Origin of the sequence: Pseudoalteromonas sp. 2CM37A, assembly GCF_023161885.1 — a bacterium.
Classification (GTDB): Bacteria; Pseudomonadota; Gammaproteobacteria; order Enterobacterales; family Alteromonadaceae; genus Pseudoalteromonas; species Pseudoalteromonas atlantica.
This window is the reverse complement of record NZ_JALNTJ010000004.1, coordinates 129,717-154,077: the sequence shown is the minus strand read 5'-3', so window position 1 is coordinate 154,077 and position 24,361 is coordinate 129,717. Positions and strand designations below refer to the sequence as shown.

General features: G+C 42.5%; 20 protein-coding genes. 6 read left to right on the top strand and 14 right to left on the bottom strand.

What is annotated here, in order from left to right; genetic code table 11:
* Nucleotides 1-11: 11 nt before the first annotated feature.
* Nucleotides 12-1,244 carry an efflux RND transporter periplasmic adaptor subunit gene (locus tag MTF68_RS10760; protein ID WP_248462485.1) on the top strand — a complete coding sequence of 411 codons (1,233 nt, stop codon included), beginning with the start codon at nucleotides 12-14 and terminating at the stop codon, nucleotides 1,242-1,244.
* A 2-nt stretch (nucleotides 1,245-1,246) separates the two neighbouring features.
* Nucleotides 1,247-4,375, top strand: a complete 3,129-nt coding sequence (locus MTF68_RS10755) for a multidrug efflux RND transporter permease subunit (protein ID WP_248462484.1) — start codon at nucleotides 1,247-1,249, stop codon at nucleotides 4,373-4,375.
* A 64-nt stretch (nucleotides 4,376-4,439) separates the two neighbouring features.
* Here MTF68_RS10755 and lipA read toward each other — a convergent pair whose 3' ends face one another.
* The 13 genes from lipA to leuS form a co-directional block, all read right to left on the bottom strand.
* Nucleotides 4,440-5,405 carry a lipoyl synthase gene (gene lipA / locus MTF68_RS10750; RefSeq protein ID WP_004585911.1) on the bottom strand — a complete coding sequence of 322 codons (966 nt, stop codon included), beginning with the start codon at nucleotides 5,403-5,405 and terminating at the stop codon, nucleotides 4,440-4,442.
* Nucleotides 5,402-6,055, bottom strand: a complete 654-nt coding sequence (lipB, locus tag MTF68_RS10745) for a lipoyl(octanoyl) transferase LipB (protein ID WP_004585912.1) — start codon at nucleotides 6,053-6,055, stop codon at nucleotides 5,402-5,404. Before lipB ends, lipA begins: the two co-directional genes overlap by 4 nt.
* Nucleotides 6,056-6,074: 19 nt before the next feature.
* Nucleotides 6,075-6,353: a DUF493 family protein YbeD gene (ybeD, locus tag MTF68_RS10740; RefSeq protein WP_024033764.1), complete on the bottom strand. Its 279-nt coding sequence runs from the start codon at nucleotides 6,351-6,353 to the stop codon at nucleotides 6,075-6,077.
* Between the two features lie 340 nt (nucleotides 6,354-6,693).
* Nucleotides 6,694-7,854 (bottom strand): serine hydrolase, encoded by a 1,161-nt coding sequence (locus tag MTF68_RS10735; protein ID WP_004585914.1) that lies wholly within the window; start codon nucleotides 7,852-7,854, stop codon nucleotides 6,694-6,696.
* 311 nt (nucleotides 7,855-8,165) lie between these two features.
* On the bottom strand, nucleotides 8,166-8,930 hold the full coding sequence (locus tag MTF68_RS10730; protein WP_054982217.1) for a septal ring lytic transglycosylase RlpA family protein: 765 nt from the start codon (nucleotides 8,928-8,930) through the stop codon (nucleotides 8,166-8,168).
* Nucleotides 8,930-10,036: a rod shape-determining protein RodA gene (gene rodA / locus MTF68_RS10725; RefSeq protein ID WP_054982218.1), complete on the bottom strand. Its 1,107-nt coding sequence runs from the start codon at nucleotides 10,034-10,036 to the stop codon at nucleotides 8,930-8,932. Before rodA ends, MTF68_RS10730 begins: the two co-directional genes overlap by 1 nt.
* On the bottom strand, nucleotides 10,033-11,913 hold the full coding sequence (gene mrdA / locus MTF68_RS10720; protein ID WP_004585917.1) for a penicillin-binding protein 2: 1,881 nt from the start codon (nucleotides 11,911-11,913) through the stop codon (nucleotides 10,033-10,035). The genes rodA and mrdA overlap by 4 nt, the downstream gene beginning before the upstream one ends.
* A 9-nt stretch (nucleotides 11,914-11,922) precedes the next feature.
* Nucleotides 11,923-12,393, bottom strand: coding sequence for a 23S rRNA (pseudouridine(1915)-N(3))-methyltransferase RlmH (gene rlmH / locus MTF68_RS10715; protein ID WP_004585918.1), 471 nt, complete (start codon nucleotides 12,391-12,393; stop codon nucleotides 11,923-11,925).
* Between the two features lie 36 nt (nucleotides 12,394-12,429).
* The gene (gene rsfS, locus MTF68_RS10710; RefSeq protein WP_024033760.1) at nucleotides 12,430-12,747 is read right to left on the bottom strand and encodes a ribosome silencing factor; all 318 of its coding nucleotides are present in this window, start codon (nucleotides 12,745-12,747) and stop codon (nucleotides 12,430-12,432) included.
* Nucleotides 12,748-12,801: 54 nt separating this feature from the next.
* Nucleotides 12,802-13,437 (bottom strand): nicotinate-nucleotide adenylyltransferase, encoded by a 636-nt coding sequence (gene nadD / locus MTF68_RS10705; protein ID WP_248462483.1) that lies wholly within the window; start codon nucleotides 13,435-13,437, stop codon nucleotides 12,802-12,804.
* 11 nt (nucleotides 13,438-13,448) lie between these two features.
* On the bottom strand, nucleotides 13,449-14,486 hold the full coding sequence (holA, locus tag MTF68_RS10700) for a DNA polymerase III subunit delta (RefSeq protein WP_004585921.1): 1,038 nt from the start codon (nucleotides 14,484-14,486) through the stop codon (nucleotides 13,449-13,451).
* Nucleotides 14,486-14,977 carry an LPS assembly lipoprotein LptE gene (lptE, locus tag MTF68_RS10695; RefSeq protein WP_024033758.1) on the bottom strand — a complete coding sequence of 164 codons (492 nt, stop codon included), beginning with the start codon at nucleotides 14,975-14,977 and terminating at the stop codon, nucleotides 14,486-14,488. Before lptE ends, holA begins: the two co-directional genes overlap by 1 nt.
* The gene (gene leuS, locus MTF68_RS10690) at nucleotides 14,978-17,566 is read right to left on the bottom strand and encodes a leucine--tRNA ligase (protein WP_029772179.1); all 2,589 of its coding nucleotides are present in this window, start codon (nucleotides 17,564-17,566) and stop codon (nucleotides 14,978-14,980) included. It abuts the gene before it with no gap.
* A 174-nt stretch (nucleotides 17,567-17,740) separates the two neighbouring features.
* On the opposite strand from leuS, the gene MTF68_RS10685 reads away from it, so the two are divergent.
* From MTF68_RS10685 to MTF68_RS10675, 3 genes are all read left to right on the top strand, one after another.
* On the top strand, nucleotides 17,741-18,199 hold the full coding sequence (locus tag MTF68_RS10685; protein ID WP_004585924.1) for a hypothetical protein: 459 nt from the start codon (nucleotides 17,741-17,743) through the stop codon (nucleotides 18,197-18,199).
* 77 nt (nucleotides 18,200-18,276) lie between these two features.
* Nucleotides 18,277-20,700 (top strand): ATP-binding protein, encoded by a 2,424-nt coding sequence (locus MTF68_RS10680; protein ID WP_248462482.1) that lies wholly within the window; start codon nucleotides 18,277-18,279, stop codon nucleotides 20,698-20,700.
* Nucleotides 20,701-21,177 carry an FKBP-type peptidyl-prolyl cis-trans isomerase gene (locus tag MTF68_RS10675; protein WP_248462481.1) on the top strand — a complete coding sequence of 159 codons (477 nt, stop codon included), beginning with the start codon at nucleotides 20,701-20,703 and terminating at the stop codon, nucleotides 21,175-21,177.
* Nucleotides 21,178-21,314: 137 nt separating this feature from the next.
* Here the strand turns inward: MTF68_RS10675 and MTF68_RS10670 are convergent, their stop codons facing one another.
* Nucleotides 21,315-21,767 (bottom strand): DUF302 domain-containing protein, encoded by a 453-nt coding sequence (locus MTF68_RS10670; protein WP_248462480.1) that lies wholly within the window; start codon nucleotides 21,765-21,767, stop codon nucleotides 21,315-21,317.
* Nucleotides 21,768-22,220: 453 nt separating this feature from the next.
* Between MTF68_RS10670 and MTF68_RS10665 the strand changes: the two genes are divergently transcribed.
* Complete coding sequence (locus MTF68_RS10665; RefSeq protein WP_248462478.1) at nucleotides 22,221-24,356, top strand: TonB-dependent siderophore receptor; 2,136 nt, start codon at nucleotides 22,221-22,223, stop codon at nucleotides 24,354-24,356.
* Nucleotides 24,357-24,361 lie beyond the last annotated feature (5 nt).

The window sequence follows — 24,361 nt, the reverse complement described above, 5'->3', positions numbered from 1 at the left end:
GAGAGTTAACCATGTCAGCTATATATAAATTTACATACACGTTTATTATTGCGCTATTAGCGATAATACTGGGTGCATGCAGCGATAAGCCAAGTTCTATTCAAAGTAATGATGATTCTACGCAAGGGGTGGCCGTAGAAGTGGCCGAAGTAATAAGTCAGCGAATAACCGAGTGGGACAGCTTTACAGGGCGGCTAGAGTCGCCGCAAATAGTGTCTTTGCGTCCTCGCGTATCTGGTTATATTGAAGCGGCAGTATTTGAAGAGGGTGAGCTGGTAAATAAAGGCGACACCTTATTTTTAATTGATAGCCGCGAATTTAATGCACAAGTAAACCGCCTAACAGCGCAACTTGATGAAGCAAAAAGCCGCTTAAAACTAGCAAAGCAAGATTTTAATCGAGCTAAAGAGCTATTTAAAAGTAAATCAATATCTAAAGAGTTATTAGAGACCCGAGGCGCAGAGGTTGACCAAGCAAATGCCTACGTAGCACAAAGTAATGCATCCCTTGAGCTTGCACAGCTAAACAAAACCTTTACACGCGTAGAAGCGCCTATTTCTGGGCGAGTGTCTCGTGCGTTAATTACCGAGGGCAACTATGTCAGTGCAGGGCAAACTGTAATGACCTCTATTGTCTCTACAGAGCAAGTATATGCCTATTTTGATATTGATGAAGCAACATGGCTTAACTATCAACAAGCGCACCTTGATAACAATCAATCTACCGCGTTACCTGTGGCGATGCGTTTAGCGAATGAGCAAAATTACCAACACTGGGGCAAGCTTGATTTTGTTGATAACCAAGTAAATACCCAAACCGGTACATTACGCGTGCGGGCTGTATTTAATAATCAAGACGGCGCGATTTTACCTGGGTTATTCGCCCATTTAAAATTAGCAGGGGGCAATACTGAGCAAGGTATTTTAATTGCTGAGAAAGCCATTGGTACCGATTTAAATAATAAATACGTTTTAACGGTTGATGAGCAAAATAAAGTGCAATACCGTGCCATTACTTTAGGCGACAAAGTGGGTGAGCTACGAGTTATTAAACAAGGTTTAAAAAGCGGCGAACGCATAGTAGTTAATGGCTTGCAGCGCGTGCGCTCTGGCGTACTCATTACGCCAGAGTTAATTAATATGGCAAAGCAAAGTACTTTAAACGAGTTACAAGCTTGGCAGCAAAAGGTTGATAATCAAAACCGCTTAGCCAATGCCGAGCCAACACTTGAAATAGGCATGTAATAATGAATTTTTCTCAGTTTTTTATTCATCGACCTATTTTTGCAGCGGTTTTATCTATTCTTATTTTTATAGGGGGTGCCATAGCCATATGGCAATTACCTATTACAGAATACCCAGATGTAGTACCCCCAACAGTTGTTGTTACAGCTAACTACCCAGGTGCCAATCCTAAGGTAATAGCCGAAACCGTGGCCACAGTGCTTGAACAAGAGATAAACGGCGTAGAAAACATGCTGTACCAGTCATCGCTTGCAAACTCTGCCGGCACCATGACATTAACAGTCACCTTTGCGATAGGGAGCGATCCTGACGAAGCAACTACTTTGGTACAAAATAGGGTAAATAGAGCAATACCTCGCCTACCAGAGGAAGTACAAAGGCTAGGTGTGGTCACCGAAAAGTCATCACCTAACCTTACCCTCGCGGTACACATAACTTCGCCTACAGGGCGATACGACAGTTTGTACCTGTCTAATTATAGCGATCAATTTATAAAAGATGAGCTAAAGCGCATTAATGGCGTGGGCCAAGTACGTGTATTTGGCGCAGGCGATTACAGTATGCGTGTGTGGCTAGAGCCTAACAAATTAGCGGCGCTCAATTTAAATCCAAGTGATGTAGTCAATGCTATTCGTTCGCAAAATCAGCAAGCTGCGGCAGGAAGCCTAGGCGCACAACCCATAGGCAACAGTGAGTTTCAATGGCTTATCAATGTAGAAGGGCGCTTAATAGAGCAAGATGAATTTGAAGAAATCATCGTAAAAACGGGTGATAACGGCGAAATTACACTGCTAAAAGATGTTGCTAGAGTAGAGCTAGGTGCAGATAGTTATACCCTTAGGCCACTTCTTAATAATGAATCCATTGCCGCTGTGCCTGTTTTTCAAGCGCCAGGCTCTAATGCATTACAAATTTCTGACGATGTGCGCGCTAAAATGGCTGAACTGTCGGCGCTATTTCCAGAGGGCATGAGCTATGAAATAGTGTATGACCCTACCGTATTTGTAAGGGGCTCTATTGAAGCTGTAGTCGATACATTATTTGAAGCGGTTTTATTAGTTGTGTTGGTCATCGTGCTGTTTTTACAAACATGGCGAGCATCTATTATTCCGCTGGTGGCAGTGCCAATTTCATTAGTGGGCACCTTTGCTTTTATGCACTTAATGGGATTTTCACTTAATGCGTTGTCGTTATTTGGCTTGGTGTTAGCAATCGGTATTGTTGTTGATGATGCCATTGTTGTGGTCGAAAACGTTGAAAGAAACATCAGTGAGGGATTAAGCCCTATTGATGCAGCCACTCAAGCAATGAAAGAAGTAACAGGGCCTATTATTGCCACTACTTTAGTGCTTGCTGCGGTGTTTATTCCTACTGCGTTTATGAGCGGTTTAACAGGGCAATTTTATCGTCAATTTGCTCTTACAATTACTATTTCAACAGTGCTTTCTGCCATTAACTCGCTTACGCTAAGCCCCGCGCTGGCTGCGTTATTACTCAAACCTCATGGGCAAGACAACGATTGGTTAAGCCGTGCCATTAATAAATTATTTGGCCGCTGGTTATTTGCGCCTTTTAACAAAATGTTCGATAAAGCCTCGGGTAAATACACTGGAGCCGTTGGCCGAATAGTGCATAAGGGCGGCATAATTGGTGTGCTATACGTTGGTTTACTGGCCTTAACGTGGCAGCAGTTTGAAAATACGCCAACAGGATATGTTCCGCCGCAGGATAAAATGTATCTCGTCGCTTTTGCGCAATTACCTAATGCAGCATCGCTAGATCGCTCTGAAGCGGTGGTTCGCCAAATGTCAGAGATAATCAGGGCGCACCCAGGCGTTAGTGACGCCGTCGCCTTTGCAGGTTTAAGCATTAATGGTTTATCTATAAACCCAAGTTCGGGGATGATGTTTACACCGTTAGAGCCGTTTTCAAAGCGGCAGGGCCCGCGCATGTCGGCAGCTGAAATAGCGGAAGATTTAAATAAACAACTTAGTCAAATAAAAGGCGCTAATGTTGCTATATTTCCGCCTCCTCCAGTAAGGGGAATGGGCACTATTGGTGGCTTTAGGCTGCAGCTTGAAGATAGAGGCTCATTAGGGTTTGACACCTTGCAGCAAGTAACAAATGAAGTGATTGCTAAGGCTAAAGCCGACCCCGCCCTTGCTAATGCGTTTACCAGTTTTACAACCGACGTACCACAGCTAGATGTAAAAGTAGACCGTAAAAAGGCACTGAGCTTAGGGCTTGAAATAAATACCTTATTTGAAGCGATGCAAGGCTATTTGGGCACAGTTTATGTGAACGACTTTAATTTATTTGGTCGCACGTATCAGGTAAATGTGCAGGCAGATGCACCCTACAGGGAAGATGTAGAGCAAATTAAGCAATTAAAAGTGCGCAATAAAAATGGCGATATGATCCCCCTTGGCGCAGTGCTTAGTATTGAGCATAGTTTAGGGCCAGATAGAGTAATGCATTATAACGGCTATGTTACGGCTGAGGTTAACGGCGTACCCGCACCAGGGTATAGCTCTGACCAAGCTAAAGCCGCAATAGAAAAAATACTCGATGAAACACTGCCAATGGGTATTGCGTATGAGTGGACAGACATAACCTATCAGCAAATTTTAGCGGGCGATACTTCAATGTATGTATTTCCACTTATTGTATTGCTTGTATTTTTGGTTTTAGCAGCGCAGTACGAAAGCTTACGTTTGCCTGTCGCTATTATTTTAATTGTGCCTATGACATTGCTAAGTGCGCTGATTGGTGTGGCTATTTATGGTGGTGATAATAATATTTTCACCCAAATTGGCCTAATCGTGTTGTTTGGACTTGCCACTAAAAACGCTATTTTAATTGTTGAGTTTGCAAAAGAGCTACAAGATACAGGTATGGATGCATTTAATGCCATTAAAGAGGCGAGCCGGTTGCGATTACGCCCAATATTAATGACCTCAATAGCATTTATTATGGGGGTTGTACCTATGGTGTTTTCATCGGGAGCAGGCTCTGAAATGCGCCAAGCTATGGGCGTTGCGGTATTTTCTGGCATGATAGGCGTAACGGTATTTGGCTTAATACTTACACCTGTGTTTTATTATATACTTAAACGCAGTGGTAAAAATTAAAGCGACAAAAAAGCCCTTAGCAACTTAATTGCTAAGGGCTTTTTTAATGCGTTTTAAAAAGTAATTATTTTACTTCTTTACCTGCAGCTTGTTGGTCAGCGTGATAGCTTGAACGAACAAATGGGCCAGAGGCAGCATGCGTAAAGCCAATTTCATCAGCGTATTCTTTCAGTGCGTCAAATTCCGCTGGTGGCACGTAACGTTTAACTGGCAAGTGATGCTTAGAAGGCTGTAAGTATTGGCCAACGGTAAGCATGTCAACGTTATGTGCACGTAGGTCACGTAATACTTCTTCTATTTCACTAATTTCTTCACCTAGGCCAACCATTAAGCCAGACTTAGTTTTTACCTCTGGGTGCGCTTCTTTAAAGCGACGAAGTAATTCTAACGACCATTTATAATCGGCACCCGGGCGCGCAAGCTTGTACAAACGCGGGGCAGTTTCTAGATTGTGATTAAACACATCAGGTGGCGTTTCAATTAAAATCTCCAGTGCGCGGTCCATACGACCACGAAAATCTGGCACTAAAATCTCAATAGTAATGGTTGGGTTGTGTTTACGGATTTCGCGAATACAATCGGCAAAATGCTGTGCGCCGCCATCACGTAAATCATCACGGTCAACCGAGGTAATAACCACGTAGCTAAGCTTCATGTCTTTAATTGTCAGTGCAAGCTTTTCAGGCTCTGCTGCATCAGGTTTTAGTGGGCGACCATGGGCAACATCACAAAATGGGCAACGACGAGTACAAATAGCACCTAAAATCATAAAGGTAGCTGTACCGTGGTTAAAACACTCAGAAAGGTTAGGGCACGAGGCCTCTTCACATACTGAGTGTAAGCCGTGCTTGCGCATAGCTTGTTTTATACCGTCGATACGCTCGGTAGATTTTGGTAAGCGAATTTTAAGCCACTCTGGCTTGCGCAACATTTCAGTTTTTTCTGTAGGTAAAACTTTAACGGGGATCAACGCCATTTTTTCTGCGTCGCGTAGTTTTACACCTGGTTCCATTTTGACTGGTTTATTCATTCGTTTTCAAACCCTTCAGTATGCTTAACCTGTGTTGCATTAAGCTTCTTTATCATGTGTTTTACCAGCCCTTCACCTGCTTGTGCTAAGTTTTGAGGGCCGTTTAATTCTTTCGTTTGCACCATGTTCATGCCGGCATAACCACACGGGTTGATGCGTAAAAACGGGCTTAAGTCCATGTTAACATTTAATGCTAATCCATGAAACGAGCAACCACGACGAACACGTAATCCTAATGATGCAATTTTACTGTCGTTTACGTATACACCGGGTGCATCGGCTTTTGCGTAGGCTTTTATATCATACTCATTAAGGGTATCAATAATGCACTCTTCAAGCCATGTAACAAGCTCGCGCACACCAATTTTTAAGCGGCGCAAGTTAAATAATACATACATCATTTGTTGGCCGGGGCCATGGTAAGTAACTTGCCCGCCACGGTCTACCTTTATGACTTCTATGTCACCAGGGGCGAGCAAATGCTCATCTTTACCAGCTTGGCCTTGTGTAAATACACTCTCGTGCTCTACAAGCCAAATTTCATCTGGCGAGCTGTCGTCACGGGTGTCGGTATAGGCTTGCATTTTTTGCCAAATTGGCATGTAACGCTGACGGCCTAGTTGGCGTACGATTAAAGTGTTTTCGTTCACAACAAGTCTCAACTATGGCTTAAAGCATATGGCGTACGTCATCAATGTTGCTGATCACGTTGTAAATTTCTTCTATGTGTTTACCGCTTGTCACTGTGGCAACAAACGTTACCGACTCATAATTGCCTTTACTGCTTGGCTTTACTTTTGGTGCGTAGTCACCAGGTGCAATAGGTTGTAATTTAGCTAAAATTTGTTCCGTAAGGTTAACGTTTGCTAAACCCATAACTTTAAATGTGAACGGACATGGGTACTCAAGGTACTCATCAAATTTAGTATTTTTAACAGGTTGAACCACGACGGTGACTCCTCAAACAAAAATGTTGGCTACGTGAGATAATATCAATCCGCAATAAGACTTAATCATTTTGCGGGGCTAAACGTGTTGCTACCTGCGTTAAAAATGCTCATTTAGAACAACTAAATAGCGATTTATTAGCCAAGTTATCAACACGTTTTTCCAGCCTCAAAATAGATTACTTAATTAACCGAATTGGTATAACGCTAAGCGTGACTGGCAGGTTTAGGGTGATCCTGCTTATATGGGGCGCATTCTAGCATTTTTCAAGCAAAAAAAAACGCCTCATAACAGAGGCGCTTCGTTTAACAACCCAACGACTGTCGGGTTATTTTTACGTTTACATAATTTGTAAACGTAAGTAGTCGTAAATTTTGCTAAAGAAGCTGCCTTCTTCCACTTCTTCAAGTGTAACTAGTGGGTATTGTGCAATGTCTTCGCCCTCTAGTTGTAAGAATAACGTACCTACTTTAGTGCCTTTCGCTAATGGTGCTTCAAGCGTGTTGTCTAGCTCAAAGTTAGCTTTAAGGTTTTTATGTTGACCACGTGGAATGGTAATTGGGGTATCTTCTAAAATGCCTAACGATACATTTTCTTTATTACCCATCCAAATACGTTGCTCTGCAAAGCTGTCGCCTGCTTTGTAAGGTGTAATTGTTTCAAAAAAGCGAAATCCGTAGTTAAGTAGTTTTTTGCTTTCTACTTTACGTGCGCGCTCGCTTGATGTGCCCATAACAACCGCAATTAAACGCATGTCGTTTTTAGTTGCAGACGTTACTAAACTATAACCTGCCTCTGATGTGTGACCCGTTTTAATACCATCAACATCTAGGCTTTCATCCCATAACAAAGAGTTACGGTTATATTGTTTAATACCGTTGTAAGTAAACGATTTTTGCTTATAAAGTGCGTACTCATCAGGTACATCACGAATAAGTGCAGCACCTAGCGTCGCCATATCACGTGGGGTAGTGTAATGCTCGTCTGTATCTAAACCGTGGCTATTAATAAAATGGCTGTTGCTCATGCCTAATTTAGCGGCATGGGCATTCATTAAATCAGCAAATGCGCTTTCGCTACCTGCAATGTGCTCAGCCATGGCTACACACGCATCATTACCAGATTGAATAATAATACCGTGATTAAGCTCATCAACACTTATTTGCTTGCCTACTTCAATAAACATTTTTGACGATTCAGGGAAGTTTTTAGCCCAGGCTTTTTCGCTCACTGTAACCATATCGGTTGGTGCAATGTTACCGGCGTTTATTTCTGTACCAATTACATAACTGGTCATCATTTTAGTTAAGCTTGCAGGGGCTAGCTTTGTATCAGCCTCACCTTCAGCAATAACTTTACCTGTCGTAAAGTCTACTAAAAAATAACCTTTTGCATTAATTTGAGGTGGAGCCGGAATAATTTGGGCGCTGGCTGAAAATACGGCGGCTGTGCAAACTAAGCCGCATACACCTTTGAGGATTTTATGTTTAATTGATTTCATCATACTCATTAATGGTTAAAGTTAAAAATTCGCGTTAGTCCATCTTATACCCAAACTACCCCGAGATGCGAGCGTCGTTGGAATTAAAAACAACTTAGACAAGGTATTGATTGTCAATAATAGTCACTCTATTGTTCAAATCAATAACGCAGTATAAATCGTTTTTAAACCACGCTTCAGGGCGTTTCACTAAGGCTGATTTTCTGTGTTGTTATTTTTTAAAAGGGATTGCCATTTAAAAAATAATACCTAGATTTTAAGCCCCAATACAACGCTGAATCCTACATTTTGGCGTGGTTTAGGTATTTGTCTTACTGAGTGTAAAGCAAGAACGCGTTTTGAAATTGGTTTTGTTTTAATTTTTTTAATACGTCTTGTGCATGCTGGGCATCTTTAATCGGGCCCAAATGCAAACGATAAATGTTGTCTGCTTTTACTATATTAGTAGGTACTTGATACTGCAGGCGTAATGTAGAAGCTAATGCTTCAATATTGCTAAGCGTACTACCCGCAGCTACCTGTATATATGTTTTACGTGCAGGAATGCTGTCGAGCGTAATCGCCTCTAGCTTAACCTTGGCTGTACCGTGAGTGTAATAGCCTAATTTATAAGCAGCAGCATACGAAAGATCTATTATTCTGTCATCATGAAACGGCCCACGGTCGTTTACACGTACAATCACCGATTTATTGTTGGCAGTATTAGTAACGCGTACAAAGCTTGGCAGGGGTAAGGTTTTATGTGCCGCGCTCATGGCAAACATATCGTAAATTTCACCGTTTGAGGTATGGTAACCATGAAACTTACGGCCGTACCACGAAGCGATCCCTTCTTCTGTATACCCTTTTTCATCAAGCATTGGGGTATAACGTTTGCCTAATACCTCGTACGGGCGACTTGCACTGGCACTTTTTTTAACATCCACCACAACGGCATCTTGCATCTCAAGTGCGGTTGGCGCGCGTAAAGGTGCGGCATCGTGCTCCATATGATAACGACTATTAGAGCCGCTACTACATGCGCTTAACATAAATATTAAGGCTGAAATAAATAACAGCTGGGTAGGCTTATTCATTATTTTAAAAGCATCCTTTTATCTGTCGCAATTGACATAATAATGCCAAATCCGGCCATTAACGTCACCATAGAGGTGCCGCCATAACTAATAAGGGGTAAAGGTACACCTACAACAGGCAACAAGCCCGATACCATGCCTATATTTACAAAAATATAAACAAAAAAGGTGAGGGTAAGGGCGCCGGCCAATAATTTACCAAACGCATCTTGCGCGTTTACCGCAATGTATAAACCACGGCCGATAATAAATAAGTACAGGCTTAATAAAACACATACACCAAATAAGCCAAACTCTTCACTTAATACCGAAAATATAAAGTCGGTATGGCGCTCTGGTAAAAATTCGAGTTGTGATTGCGTGCCTTGCAACCAGCCTTTACCTTCTATACCACCTGAGCCGATGGCTATTTTGGATTGAATAATATGATACCCCGAGCCAAGCGGATCGCTCTCTGGGTCTAAAAACGTTAATACGCGCTGCTTTTGGTAGTCGTGCATACCGTAGTGCCAAAATGGCCATGCTGCCAGTGCGACAATCGAGCTTAAAAAGCCAATTAAACGCCAGCTTAAACCCGATAAAAACAACACAAATATTCCTGAGCTGGCAATCAAAATTGAGGTGCCTAAGTCGGGCTGTTCTTTAATTAATAAGGTAGGCAGCATCACGATGACAAAGCCAATAATTAGGTGTAATGGACGTGGCGGAAGTTGGTTTCGGCCAATATACCAAGCCACCATCATAGGGACTGCCAGCTTCATAAGTTCTGAGGGCTGAAAGCGAGTAATACCTAAATTTAACCAGCGCTGAGCGCCTTTTGAGCTCACGCCAAATAGCAATACGCCCACCAACATGAGTAACCCAACACAGTAAAGGGGGATCACTAAGCGTTTAAGAGTCGCGGGGGAGAACTGTGCAAGCACTATCATGCCTATAATAGCGCCGCCCATACGGGTGATATGGCGGATCATCATGGCCGAGTCTTGGCCGCTTGCGCTATATACTATGGTGATACTGCCTGCCATCATAAGTAATAAGGCAATTAGTAACGGTAAGTCTAAATGCATGCGCATCCATATCGAGCGCTGGGTGTTTAATACGGTCATTGCGCTGTATTCCTAGCAACTTCTATTGGGTTTGCTGCAAAATAGTAATCCATTAGCTCACGTGCAATAGGGGCACCCACAGAGCTGCCGCCACCGGTGTTTTCTACCACAATTGAAACCACAATTTTAGGGTCGTCATACGGAGCAAAACCAATATAAATCGCGTTATCGCGTTGGCGCTCCTTAAGTGATTTTGCATCGTAACGCTCACCTTGGGCAATACTCACTACTTGCGCTGTGCCTGTTTTACCCGCAGGGTCATAATTAGCGCCTTTAAAAGCACGGTGGGCCGTTCCTGTTACTTTTTTTACGGTATTGTGCATGGCATCGAGCGCGATACGCCAGTTATCAGGGTTATTAAGTACCACAGGCGGTTTTTCTTCGTTATTAATTTGCGTCACTTGGTCTTCTTTTTTAGCCACTTGTGCTAAATGCGGCGGGTGGTTTATGCCTTTATTAACCAATATGTTAGTCGCGTTAGCAATTTGAATGGGGGTGGCAGTCCAATACCCTTGGCCAATCCCCACTGAAATAGTATCGCCACGCCACCACGACTCTTTAAAGCGGCCTTCTTTCCACTCTTTTGAGGGCAATATGGCTGTGGTTTCTTCGTGTATGTCTATTCCCGATAAATCACCAAAGCCAAAGCGGGCCATAAAATTACTAATTTTTGTTATGCCTAAGCGGTATGCCGCATCGTAAAAGTAAGTATCGCACGACTCTTCAATCGCTTTGTAAACATCTACGTGGCCGTGGCCCCAACGTTTCCAATCGCGCCATTTATGTTCAACATTCGGTATTTGAAAAAAACCAGGATCCCACACCGAGGTGCTTTCACTGACAATGTTTTCTTCAAGTGCCAGTATAGCCATATGCGGTTTTACTGTGGAAGCTGGCGCATAGCGCCCTTGAGTGGCACGGTTAATTAGAGGGCGGTCGGGGTTTAGCAGTGCTTTATAATCTTTACTGCTAATACCATGGACAAATAAATTAGGGTCGTAACTTGGGTTTGAATAAAGTGCTAATACGCCGCCATCTTTGGCATCCATTACTACAACCGCGCCGCGCATATCTTTAAGCGCATGTTGGGCTATTTGTTGTAAACCTATATCTAAGGTAAGCACTAAATCACTGCCCGGCTGCGGGGGGGTCATACTTAATGTGCGAATAACACGGCCGCGGTTATTTACTTCAACGCGTTGAGAGCCGACTTGGCCATGCAAAAGCTGCTCGTAATATTTTTCTATGCCAAGCTTACCAATATCGTGCGTAGCGCGGTAATTTGTGGCTTGGTCTTCTTGTTCTAACTTATTAAGTTCTTTGCGGTTTAGTTTTGCAACGTAGCCTAATGCATGGGTTAGCGTATCGCCATATGGGTAAAAGCGTGCAAGGCGCGCTTCAATGCTAAAGCCCGGAAATTTATGCTGATTAACCGCAAATTGAGCCACTTCGGTTTCATCTAAGCGGGCTTTTAGTACTTGCGACTTAAAACGACGCGTATGCTTTATGTCATCAATGAAGTCTTTTTTTTGCTGCTCGGTAATCGTAATTATTTTGCTAACTTGCTCAAGCGATTTAGCTAAATCATCGACCTCTTCAGGAATAACCTCGAGGTTATAAACGGGTTTGTTTTCAGCAAGCAGTACACCGTTGCGGTCGTAAATGAGGCCACGGTTTGGCGCAATAGGAATGACTTTAATACGGTTATCGTTAGAGCGGGTTTGATAGTCGGTGTGTTCTTCTACCTGAATGGTATAAAGATTAGAAAGCAAAATTGCCACTAAGCCTAAAACAAAAATAAAACCCACAAATGCGCGCCGTGCAAATAAGTTTGCCTCAGCGGAATGGTCGCGTATTGTGGGTCTTTGCTTAATCATAACAAGGCGTTACTCGCGATGATAAGGATGGTTGTTATTTAAGCTCCAGCCTCGGTATAGGCTTTCGGCAACAATAATACGCACTAAAGGGTGCGGTAACGTTAAGTTAGATAACGACCATTTTTGCTCAGAGGCGGCAATGCACTCAGGGGCTAACCCTTCAGGGCCGCCAATAAGCAAACTAACGTCGCGGCCATCGAGCTGCCACTTTTCCATATTTTTAGCAAGCTGGTGAGTATCAAGTGGTTTACCTGTTACCTCTAGGGTAACAATGCGATTGCCTTTTGGAATAGCGGCTAAGGTTTTTTCACCTTCGGTGTGCAAAATGCGTTTAATATCGGCATTTTTACCGCGTTTACCGGCCGGAATTTCTATTAACTCAAGCGCCATATCTTTAGGAAAACGGCGTTGGTACTCTGCAAATCCGGTTTCTACCCACGCTGGCATTTTTGTGCCAACGGCAATCATTTGTATTTTCACGTAATACTTCCAAGCTCAATTAAAAAATAGTGGCGCTTAGCCCCACAGTTTTTCTAGATCGTAATAGCTACGTGCGTGATCTTGCATCACGTGTACAACTACATCACCTAAATCTACCAGTACCCATTCGCCTTCGTCTTGACCTTCGTAACCTAAAGGTTCTTCGCCAGCGTGGCGAGCTTCTTTTGCTACGTTATCGGCAATTGATTGCACATGACGCTTAGAAGTACCCGAACACACAACCATGTAATCGGTAATGTCTGAGCTGTCACGTACGTCTAGTTGTACCACGTCGCGTGCTTTCATATCGTCAATTTTGTCTAGTGCAAAGGCAAGTAGTTGTTTCGAATCCAAGGTATTGTCTCAATTTTAAATTTAATAGCGTGCATTTTAACATGCTAGGGGGTTTTAATCATCACTTTGATAAAGCTGGTGTTGCTTAATGTAGTGACTGACTGGTTCGGGTAATAGTTCATTATTTTTATTGGTTTTTTTTAATTGCTCTCGAATAGTGCTTGAAGCAGCATCACGGGTCTCACCAGATAAAAAATAAAGCTTACCAAAGTTGTTTGTGGCAAGTTGCTGTGGCGCTTCAGTGTGGGCATTACTGACATAGCTTTTAAGCGCCTTATTTGGGTTACATGTTTGCCCCGGGCGATGATAAACCACTATATGGCATAGCTGTGTAATTGCTTGCCATTCATACCATTTGTCGAGGTTATTAAATGAGTCCATGCCCATTAAAAAAAGAATTGGCGTATCTGGGTGCTCAGCTCTTAGTTCTTGTAAACTCAACAATGAGTAAGAAGGCCCAGTACGATTAAGCTCTCTTAAATCAAGTGCAAAATGAGGGTAAGGGGCAATAGCGGCATTGAGCATATTAATACGGTGCGCTGTACTTATACCTGGCGCAGCTTTGTGCGCGGGAAGTGCACAGGGCATAAAGTACAACGTGGATAAGTTAAATGTATTTACACACTGTGTGGCCATATTTAGGTGGCCTAAATGCACAGGGTCGAAGGTGCCGCCAAAAATTGCAATCATGTTAAAAATCTTTAGTTAAGTGCGTGGCAAGGCATTGGAATATCAAGCGGCTGGCAAAACTTAATACAAATATGGGCAAGCGCTTGGTAAGGCGCAATTAAGTTACCTTGTTTGTAGCTTGAATCAAACAGTGCAAGCTCACTGCTTATTTGCTCAAGGGTATTAATATTTAAGCGGTTAATCGCATTTTGCACTGGGCCTTGCTGGTTTTTCCAAATACCATTTTTTTTAAATAACTGTGCGATAGGCTCGCCATTTAAAAGCCCTTGCTGAATAGTGAGCAAACTGGTGAGCTCTTTATTTATAGCCCATAAAATACTCACCACTTCGGTGTTATCGCTGGCCAGTTTATTAAGTACCTTAATTGCTTGCTTGGCGTGGCCATTTAATAGGGCATCACTTAAGTCAAAAATATCAAACTTGGCTTGATTTAATAGCCCTTGCATCACGAGTTGCTGGGTTATTAAGGCATTACCATGCAGTAGCGAGAGCTTTTCGAGCTCCTGAAAACACGCTAATAAATTGCCTTCGGTAGCGTTAATTAAGCTCAGTTTTGCTTCGTTTTGCATATTTAGAGAAAGGCGCGCTACTTGTTCATCTAACCAGCGTTTTAAATGATTCCCTGCAAGCGGGTAGCACGGTACAAATACACCGTGTTTATCGAGCGCTTTAAACCAAGCGCCACGTTGTACGTCTTGGCTGGCTTTAGCCCCTTTTACAATTAAAATGGTATCAGGGTTAATTAACTCGACTATTTTTTTAAAGGTATTACTTCCTGGGGTGCCAGGTTTTTGTTGGTTTAAATCAAGCTCAATTATAGTGCGCGCACTAAACAAAGACATGCTTTGATATTGAGCTATAATTTCTTGCCAATCAAACCCTTGCATTAGGGTAAATTTAATTACCTCATCAAAGCCTTGGGCTTTTGCCGTGTCGCGTATTTGCTGCACACATTGCGCTTCCTGAAACGGTTCTTCACCAAACACTAAATAAAAGGGTTTTAAACCTTTATTTAATTCACTCGGTAACTGATTAGCATAACAGCGCATTATAGTTGCGACAGCTCTCTAACAATACGACCACTGGCTTGCTTACGAATTTCGCTAATAAGCAGCTCAAGCTCTTTTGCTTTTGCAAGAGCGTGATCGGGGTCGTCTTGGTAGTTACGATAAAGCTCAAAGCGTTTTTCTATGGCTTTTTCGCCTGGGCGTTTAACAACATAGCTTACCCCGTAGGCAAGCTCGTATTCAGCCACCTGACCATTTTGAAACAACGACAAGGTTTGGCGCTCAATACTTTCTTTGCGTAAGTAAAGCTGGGCAACATTTTTAGCCGAAGGCGTCAGTTCTACGTTACTGGCTTTAAGCTCTTTTTTAAGGTTTAAAAATAACGATGATTTTTCATCATCACCTTTAAGTGTAAGCGTTTTAAGGTTATCTGGCAGGCTAGAGGCTTTCTTTAAATGAAAGCCACAGCTAGATAACACAAAACACATTAGCACTAAGGCTAATGTGTTTTTAAGGGTGTTAAAGCTAACCATTTAGTTAGCTACCACGTTAAGTAGTTTACCCGGTACGTAAATAATTTTACGAATGGTTGCGCCATCAGTAAATTTAGTTACGTTAGACTCTGCAAACGCAAGTGCTTCTACCTGCTCTTGTGTTGCATCGGCGGCTACAGTTAGCTTAGCGCGTAGTTTGCCGTTTACTTGTACGATGATTAATTTTTCATCTTCAACAAGGGCAGACTCGTCAACTTTAGGCCATGCTGCATCTAAAATGTCACCCTCTTTACCTAGCTCTTGCCATAACTGGTGCGATAAATGCGGCGTAATTGGCGCAAGCATAATAAGTAGGGCTTCTAATGCTTCGTTAGCAATAGCAACATCTTGTGTATCGTTTAACGGCGCTTTTAATAACTTATTAGAGAGCTCCATAATGGCAGCAATTGCAGTGTTAAACGTTTGACGACGCTCAATATCATCGCTCACTTTTGCAATGGCTTTGTGTAGCTCACGACGCAGTACTTTTTGTGGGTTACTAAGCGCTGATTTATCAAGTGCTTGGTAGCCAACTGTTTTCACATCTACTGCGTATTTCCAAATACGTTTTAAGAAGCGGTGCGCGCCTTCAACGCCTGAGTCTGACCATTCAAGCGTTTGCTCTGGTGGTGCGGTAAACATCATAAATAAACGCACAGTATCTGCACCGTATTGGGCAATTACTTCTTGTGGATCTATACCGTTGTTTTTAGACTTAGACATTTTGCTCATGCCCGATGAGAACACAGGTTCACCATCTTCTTTGTGCCATGCTTTAGTTACGCGGCCTTTTTCGTCAGTTTCGGTATTTACATCGCTTGGCGAAATCCATACGTCACCGCCTTTTTCATCTTTACGGTAGAACGTTTCGGCAAGTACCATGCCCTGACAAAGTAAGCGATCGAATGGCTCGTCTGAATTTACTAAACCAAAATCACGTAATAACTTATGGAAAAAACGCGAATACAATAAGTGTAAAATAGCGTGCTCAATACCACCTATGTATTGGTTTACTGGTAACCAATAGTTAGCTGCTGCTGGGTCTAGCATGCCTTCGTCGTGACGCGGGCTACAGTAACGTGCGTAGTACCAAGATGACTCCATAAAGGTGTCAAAGGTATCTGTTTCGTGTGTTGCTGGTACGCCGTTTACCGTTGCTTTTGCCCATTCTGGGTCTGCTTTGATTGGCGAAGTAACGCCATTCATAACTACATCTTCTGGTAAACGTACTGGCAGCATTTCTTCGGTGGCGGCTAATTCGTTACCGTTTTCGTCGCTCAGCATTGGGATTGGTGAACCCCAGTAACGCTGGCGGCTAACACCCCAATCACGTAAGCGGAAGTTAACTTTACGCTCACCCACACCCAGTGCTTCTAGTTTGTCGGCAATAGCGTTAAATGCGCCTTCAAAATCAAGGCCATCAAATTCGCCAGAATTAACTAACACGCCTTTTTCAGTGAATGCTTCTTCTTTTAAATTTACTTCAAGCTCTGAGCCTTCAACCGGTGCAATTACTTGTTTTATGTCTAGGCCGTATGCTGTGGCAAATTCATAGTCGCGTTGGTCGTGTGCAGGTACTGCCATCACCGCGCCTGAGCCGTAATGCATTAATACAAAGTTAGCAACCCAAATTGGAACTTGCTCGCCCGTTAATGGGTGAGTCGCGTAAAAGCCTGTTGCAATGCCTTTTTTCTCCATAGTGGCCATGTCTGCTTCGGCAACTTTGGTGTTTTTGCATTCTTCAACAAACATTGCAATTGCATCGCTGTTTTTAGCGGCTTCTTGCGCAATAGGGTGGCCACCGGCAACGGCTAGGTAAGTTACACCCATAAATGTATCTGGACGTGTAGTGTATACGCTAAACTTTTCGTTGTTGTCGGTACGCGTAAACTCAATGTCTAACCCTTCAGAGCGACCAATCCAGTTACGCTGCATGGTTTTAACTTGCTCAGGCCAGTCTTCTAATTTGTCTAAGTCATCTAAAAGCTCTTGTGCGTAGTCAGTAATTTTAATAAACCACTGTGGAATTTCTTTTTGCTCAACCACTGCACCAGAGCGCCATCCACGGCCATCTATAACTTGCTCGTTAGCAAGTACAGTTTGATCAACTGGATCCCAGTTAACCGTTGACATTTTTTTGTACACTAAGCCTTTTTCGTACAGCTTAGTGAAAAACCATTGTTCCCATTTGTAGTATTCTGGGTGACACGTGGCTATTTCACGATCCCAGTCGTAACCAAAGCCTAATTGCTTAAGTTGGTTACGCATGTAATCAATGTTTTCGTATGTCCACTTAGCTGGCGCCGTTTTGTTTTTGATAGCGGCGTTTTCTGCAGGTAAACCAAACGCATCCCAACCCATTGGTTGCATTACGTTTTTGCCTTGCAGGCGCTGGAAACGAGAAACAACATCACCAATGGTGTAATTACGCACATGACCCATATGCAGTCGGCCACTTGGATACGGGAACATAGAAAGACAGTAATACTTTTCTTTGCTCTCATCTTCGGTGACTTTAAATACCTGGTTTTCTTCCCAGTAACTTTGGACTTTTGACTCTATGTCTTGCGGGTTATATTGCTCTTGCATCTATGATTCCAGACTTCTTGCAAACTAATAAAAAATTGCCGATAGGATACCCCAAATAAAAGCCTAATCACAGCGTATAAGCACGGTTTTGTTAAAATCTCACTTTCAGTGCAGGTTAACCTATACTTATCTATGTTAAAGGCCAACACGCCCTTGATTTTGATGGAGTATAAAATGGCAGATTATAAAACATGGCTTAGCGATTTAACTAATTGGCTAAAAGATGTAAAAGATCACGAAGTAAAAGATGCAATGACCCGATTTGTTGAATCTGAGCAAGCACTTAAAGACCTAGGCAAAGAAAAATACGGACTCTATAAAAGTTATTTGCAGCGCGACATAGAACACGTTCAAGAAAACGAATCGCACTATAATTCGCTTGCATGGCAAGAGCTTAAAGAGTCGTTATGGTATGAGCTTTCACACATAGAGGACAAAACCCAGCTTGAATGGCAGTCTCTTAGTCAAGATTTTAAGCACAATGGGATGTATCACGCAGGCGAATGGATAGCCATGGGCACATTAGTATGTAAGAATTGCACCCATAGTTTTGATATTTATCACGCTACACAAATTACACCGTGCATTGAATGTGATGGTATTTATTTTAGCCGTAAGGCATTACAACCCTAAATATATGTATTAAGTGGCTTGTAGGCCACTTAATACGCCCAAAGCCAGCGAGTATGTTGGTACAAAAAGAAGTTAGAATGACGAAAAAACTGCTGCCATTATCTGTTTCACAGCTCGCACCGAGCATTTCTACTAATCACGTTAGCACGTGTATGAGCAATCCATACCCAGAGCAACTTACCTTTATAGGCCAACAACGTGCCCAAAGTGCCCTCGACTTTTCACTTGGGATGGAGCTGCCAGGCTACAATGTTTATGTAATGGGTGAGGCCGCGCATGGCCGATTTACACTCGTAAAAGACAAACTTAAACAACACGCAAAAGATCGCCCCACACCTAACGAGTGGTTGTATGTTAATAATTACGACGACCACCGCGAGCCAATTGCGCTATTTATGCAAGCAGGGCAAAGCAAGCAATTAAGTGACGATATAGACTCATTTTTAGATGAAGTACTCGACACATTTCCGGCAGCTTTTGATAACCCAGCTTATCAACGCAAAAAAAAGTCAATCGAGAGCGAATTTAACGACGCTTACGACAGCGCTATTACCGCAGTAGAAGAAATGGCGCTTGAGCAAAGCGTAGCGCTAATAGAAGAGAAAAACGCCGTAGGTTTTGCGCCTTTAGTTGAAGGCAGGCAGTTAAGCGATAACGAATTTGCCGCCCTAGATGAAGAGCTTCGTGATGAGTTTTTTGAAAAAATAGAAAAACTAGAAGATGCCTTAATTGAAGCGCTGATTGAGCTGCCACGCTGGAAACGCGAATCAAAAGAAAAACAGCGTAATCTAAAAAAGGCCACAGCCGAGCAAGCTACAAAGCCGCTATTAAAAGACTTAGAGCATAAATACGCTGCACATATTGGAGTGCTACGCTACTTAAAAGACATTCGCGTAGAAATAATTGATGCAGTACTTGAGTGGCTAGACGATGAAGATGAAAGCGAAGAAAGCAAAGAAGACTTTGACCGTAAAGGCATGCTTACCGACTTTTTTGCGCCTAACATTTTAGTTGAATTTAAAGAAGACGATGCCGCACCTGTGGTGTATGAGCCAAACCCAACCTTTGGCAATATATTTGGCAAAATTGAGTATTCAACATCGCAAGGCTCGCTTATAACCAGTTACCGCTCTATACAGCCTGGTGCATTGCACCGTGCAAATGGCGGTTACTTAATTATGGATGCCGAAAAAGTAATGGCCAACCCGCAAGTGTGGGATGGTTTAAAGCTTTCGCTTAAAACGCACCAAATTAAAAACGACCTACCGTATCAAGACAGCTCAGTAGGCAGCAGTTTTACACTGCGCCCGCAATTAATTCCTCTTGATGTAAAAATTATTTTATTAGGCTCGCGCGATTTGTATTACACCATAGGTGAGTACGATGAAGAATTTGCAGAGCTGTTTAGAGTACTTGCCGACTTTGATTACTATTTACCAAGTAGCGATAAGCTTCAGTACCAATTTATTACTAAAGTGAGTGAGTACTGCCAACAAACGTTAAAGTGCACTACCACAGAGGCCGCCATGGTGCGGTTACTTAAATTTAGCTACCGCCAAGCAGAGCACCATAATAAATTATCGGCGCGCTTTGCCGATGTGCTTGAACTGGTGGCTGAGGCCAGCTTTTACGCCAAGCAAGATAAGCAAACACTGATTGATGCGCATCATATTGATGAAGCCATTGAAGGTAAGCAGTACCGCACCGGCCAAATAAGCGAAAACATGCTAAGCGATATAAAAGAAGGCCACACACTTATAGCCACACAAGGTCAAGCCATTGGTAAAGTAAACGGCTTAACAGTGCTGCACATTGGCGATACGTCGTTTGGTACACCCGCACGCATAACCGCCACCGTATATGCCGGCGCCGATGGTGTAATAGATGTTGAGCGTGAAGCCGAACTAGGTAAAGCAATTCACTCAAAAGGTGTAATGCTACTTACCGGTTATTTAGGCAACAAATACGCCCAGCACTTTAGCTTAACGCTAAGTGCTAACATAGCTATAGAGCAAAGCTACGGGTATATAGATGGCGATAGCGCCTCACTTGCTGAGTTATGTGCGCTTATATCGGCTATTACCAGTTTGCCTATTAGCCAGTCTATTGCCCTTACTGGCTCTATTAACCAACACGGTGATGTGCAAGCCATTGGCGGTGTAAACGAAAAAATAGAAGGCTTTTTTAAGCTGTGTAAAATGCGCGGCTTAACAGGCGAGCAGGGCGTTATTATTCCTAAATCTAACCAAGTTAACTTAGTACTTGATGATGAAATACTTGAAGCGGTTGAGCGCGGTAAATTTAATATTTACGCAGTAGAAACTGTAGACCAAGCACTTAACTTATTAATGGATATTGATGCCGGCGATATTATTGACGGCGAATACCCAGAGGATTCTGTTAACGGTATTGCTTTAGCACGCTTAAAAGACATAGCCGACATAGTTAATGGCGATAGCGAAGAAGATAAAGAAGCCGAAGAAGATGAGGAAAAACACTAAATGATCAATATAATTTTAGCGGTGATCATCGCTATATTTTGTTTTTTAATTTTTCAAAATAGTAAAAAAGCAAAGCAACAAGCTGGCATTAACGCGCAAATTGAAGCCGACTACCTTGTCGCTAACGCAAAAGTAGAGGGCGTAATAGAAACCGCCTCAGGCTTACAGTACAAAGTGCTGCACAAAGGTGAAAGCGAAAATACACCTAACCCTACTAGTAAAGTAAACGTGCATTACCACGGCACGTTAATAGATGGCACCGTATTTGACAGCTCAGTAGAGCGTAAAACGCCAATAAGCTTTGGTTTAAATCAAGTTATTAAAGGCTGGACCGAAGGCTTACAACTTATGAGCCCAGGCGATAAATACATATTTTATGTACCGCACCAATTAGCCTATGGCGAAAAGCGAGTGGGCAGTATTCCACCTGCATCGCTGCTTATTTTTGAAGTAGAGCTTTTGGCTATTGAGTTTTAATACACGCGTAAAAAAGTGTTAATAACTTTATAAAAAAACCCGTTAGCTAACGGGTTTTTTATTGCTTGTCTTTCAGTTATTTAATATTAATACCAATTCGCTTAATTAAGTATTATTGCGGTTTGGTATAACTTTAATTATTTGGCCACTGTTGCCATAGAAAGCTTATTAAGCACCACAGCTATTTTATTAAGTACTTCTTCGCAGCCTTTTATATTGTGGCGTTCTTGCAAATAAGTGGGGCTGTTGTAGGTAAGCCAAACTTGGCCATTGTTGTCTTGAGATATATGTACTTTTTGCGGTAAGTCTATCGCCACACTTTGCTGACACTGCATTAACGGTGTGCCTACCTTTGGATTACCAAAAATAATCACTTCACTTGGGGCCAATTCCATATCAACATTTTGAGCGTTTTTTTGATGATCTACCCGCGCAAAAATGGTTATCCCTTTGTTACTGGCTATTTTTTCAAAACGGTTAGCCGTTTCTTGAACAGAATAATTACTTTGAAAACGTACTAAGCTGTCATTCGCACTCGCCACGGCCGTGGCCGAGAGTAAAATAACCCCTAAAAATAGTCGGTTTAACATGGTTTGCTCCTCATAAAAAGGCTGATACCAATTCGCTTAATTAAGCGGTTTATTTTGAGGCTGGAAAAACGTGTTTATAGCTAGGCAAAAAATTCGCTATTTAGTCGTTCTCGGCAATTGCTCCTGTATTGCGCTACCTTCTGCATCCATGCAGTCGTAAATGAGCATTTTTTAACGCAAGTAGCGACACGTTTAGCCCCACAAAATGATTAAGTATTAATGCGAATTGCTATTATAAAGCGTATGAAAAATACACACTATCTGAGTTCTTTATTTGGTTCAACACTACGCAAAGGGAATAAGTATAAAACGTGAGCATAAACGTCTTTAAGTACCTATTTTAGTTGCGATTAATTCGAAAAATAAGGATGAATATGAAATTATTTGCATTGCATATAGTAATGATAGTCGTTATCATTCGCGGCGTTTTATACACCTCTTTTCAGGATCAACATGTTTAACCAAAAATACTTGGCGCTTAGTATTGCTGCGTCTTTTTCTGCTTTTTCTAATGTGGCATTTGCCGAGCAAAATAACGAAATTGAAACAATAGAAGTAACAGGCCGCGCTCAGCAGTTTTACCTAGAAACCGAAAGTAAAATTGGGACTAAAACGGATTTAGATCTTATTAAATTACCGCAATCTGCGCAGGTATTAACCGAGCAGCTTATTATTGACCAAGCCGCGCGCGATATTACCGATTTATACCGCTCAATAGCCGGGGTAAGTGAGTACAGTTATTCGGGTGTTACTTTTCGTGGATTTAGAGACGATGCCAATGTATTTTACGATGGCGTACGCGGCGACCCTTACTCGGGCTTTGGTGTACCGCAATTATTTAATGTAGCGCGTGTAGAAGTATTAAAAGGCCCAGCCTCTGCGTTATATGGTGGTGGTGAGCCAGGCGGTATGATCAACTACGTGACTAAAAAGCCAAGTTATACGCAAAGTAAAGAGCTAAAACTAACGCTTGGTAATTACAACACACATGGTGCCTCACTTGATATGACCGGCGGTTTAACCGACACCATGGCATACAGAGTAGGTGGTTATTACGAAGAGCAAGACAGCTTTCGTAATAATGCAGATTCAAAAAACAGTGAGTTTACCGCTGGTTTATTATTTGATTTAACCGATTCAACCACACTAACCACCACTGTTGATTACATTAAGCAAGACTTAGGCGGTAACCGCTTACGTGGTGTACCGGTAGATGACAACGGCAACTTTTTAGTTGACCCTAGTTACAACGCAAATGAAGCATTTGACTACCAAGACATGGAAGCGTTAGTGCTGCAAGCCGAGTTAAAGCATTACTTTAATGATGATTTTTCTGTAAGTAGCACACTGCGTTACATGGATAACGAACGCGACCAAGCCTACCATGAGTCGCAAAGCTGGGTAGATGTAAACGGCGATGGTGAAGCAAACATTGATGACGAAACCATTAAACGCGAATACCGAAAGCAATACCGCGCCAACGAAGAAACAAGTTTAACCACCGACTTTGTTTATAGCTTTGAGCAAGGCCAATTAGCACACCAAGTATTATTTGGTGGCGACTACCACATAGTTGATACCGAGTACGATTACTTACGCGCCCGTTATGAAGCGGACGGCGTGGCTAACTTAAACATATTTGACTTAAATTACGGCGAAACCGACCCAAGTACTTATAACCTTACCGACATGAACCGCGATGGTGTTGAAACCGACCGTTTTGGACTATACGTACAAGATGTTGTAAGCATTAACGAGCAATGGACCGTGATTGCCGGCCTGCGTTACGACTATTTTAAAGAGCTAAATAAAGAAACCGGTTACAGTTACTCAGATAACGATGTAACACCGCGCGTGGCCGTTACATACCAACCTGTTGAAAATACCTCGTTATACATAAATTACTCAGAAAGCTTTAATCCAGCATCATCGGGTGACCAAGAAGATGTAGAAGGCGAGGGCAACTTAACCCCAGAAACCGGTAAACAAACCGAAATTGGTATGAAAAACCAATGGCTAGATGGCAAAATTATGAGCACCTTTGCTATTTACCAAATTAATAAAGAAAACGTAGTAATGAGTAACCCCGACGACACGGGCGCGGGTGACGGCATTGCAGCACTTTTAAATATTGGTGAGGTAGAAAGCCGCGGATTTGAAACAACGCTGGTGGGCGATTTAACCGAGCACTGGACGCTAACCGCTAACTACGCCTACAACGATACACTAGTTATTGAAGGTGTGACCGGTGATACTATTTCAAGCACCTACGGTGATGGCTCTCGCTTTGCTAATGCGCCGCGCCACCAAGCAGGTTTATGGTCGCGTTTTGCGCTTGATAGCATCGACTCGTCTATAGCATTTGGCGCAAATTACGTAAGCGAGCAAATAAGCCAAGATGGCCAAAAAGTTAAACCCTTTACTGTATTTGATATGAGCTGGACTACGCGCTTTGACGATGTGTTATTAAGCGTAAATATTAATAATATATTTGATAAAGAATACGCAGTAAGTGGCTTTAGTGAGCGTAACGGTCACTTCCCGGGCAGCCCACGAGAAATAGTAGGCCAAGTAACCTATAAATTTTAAAGCAA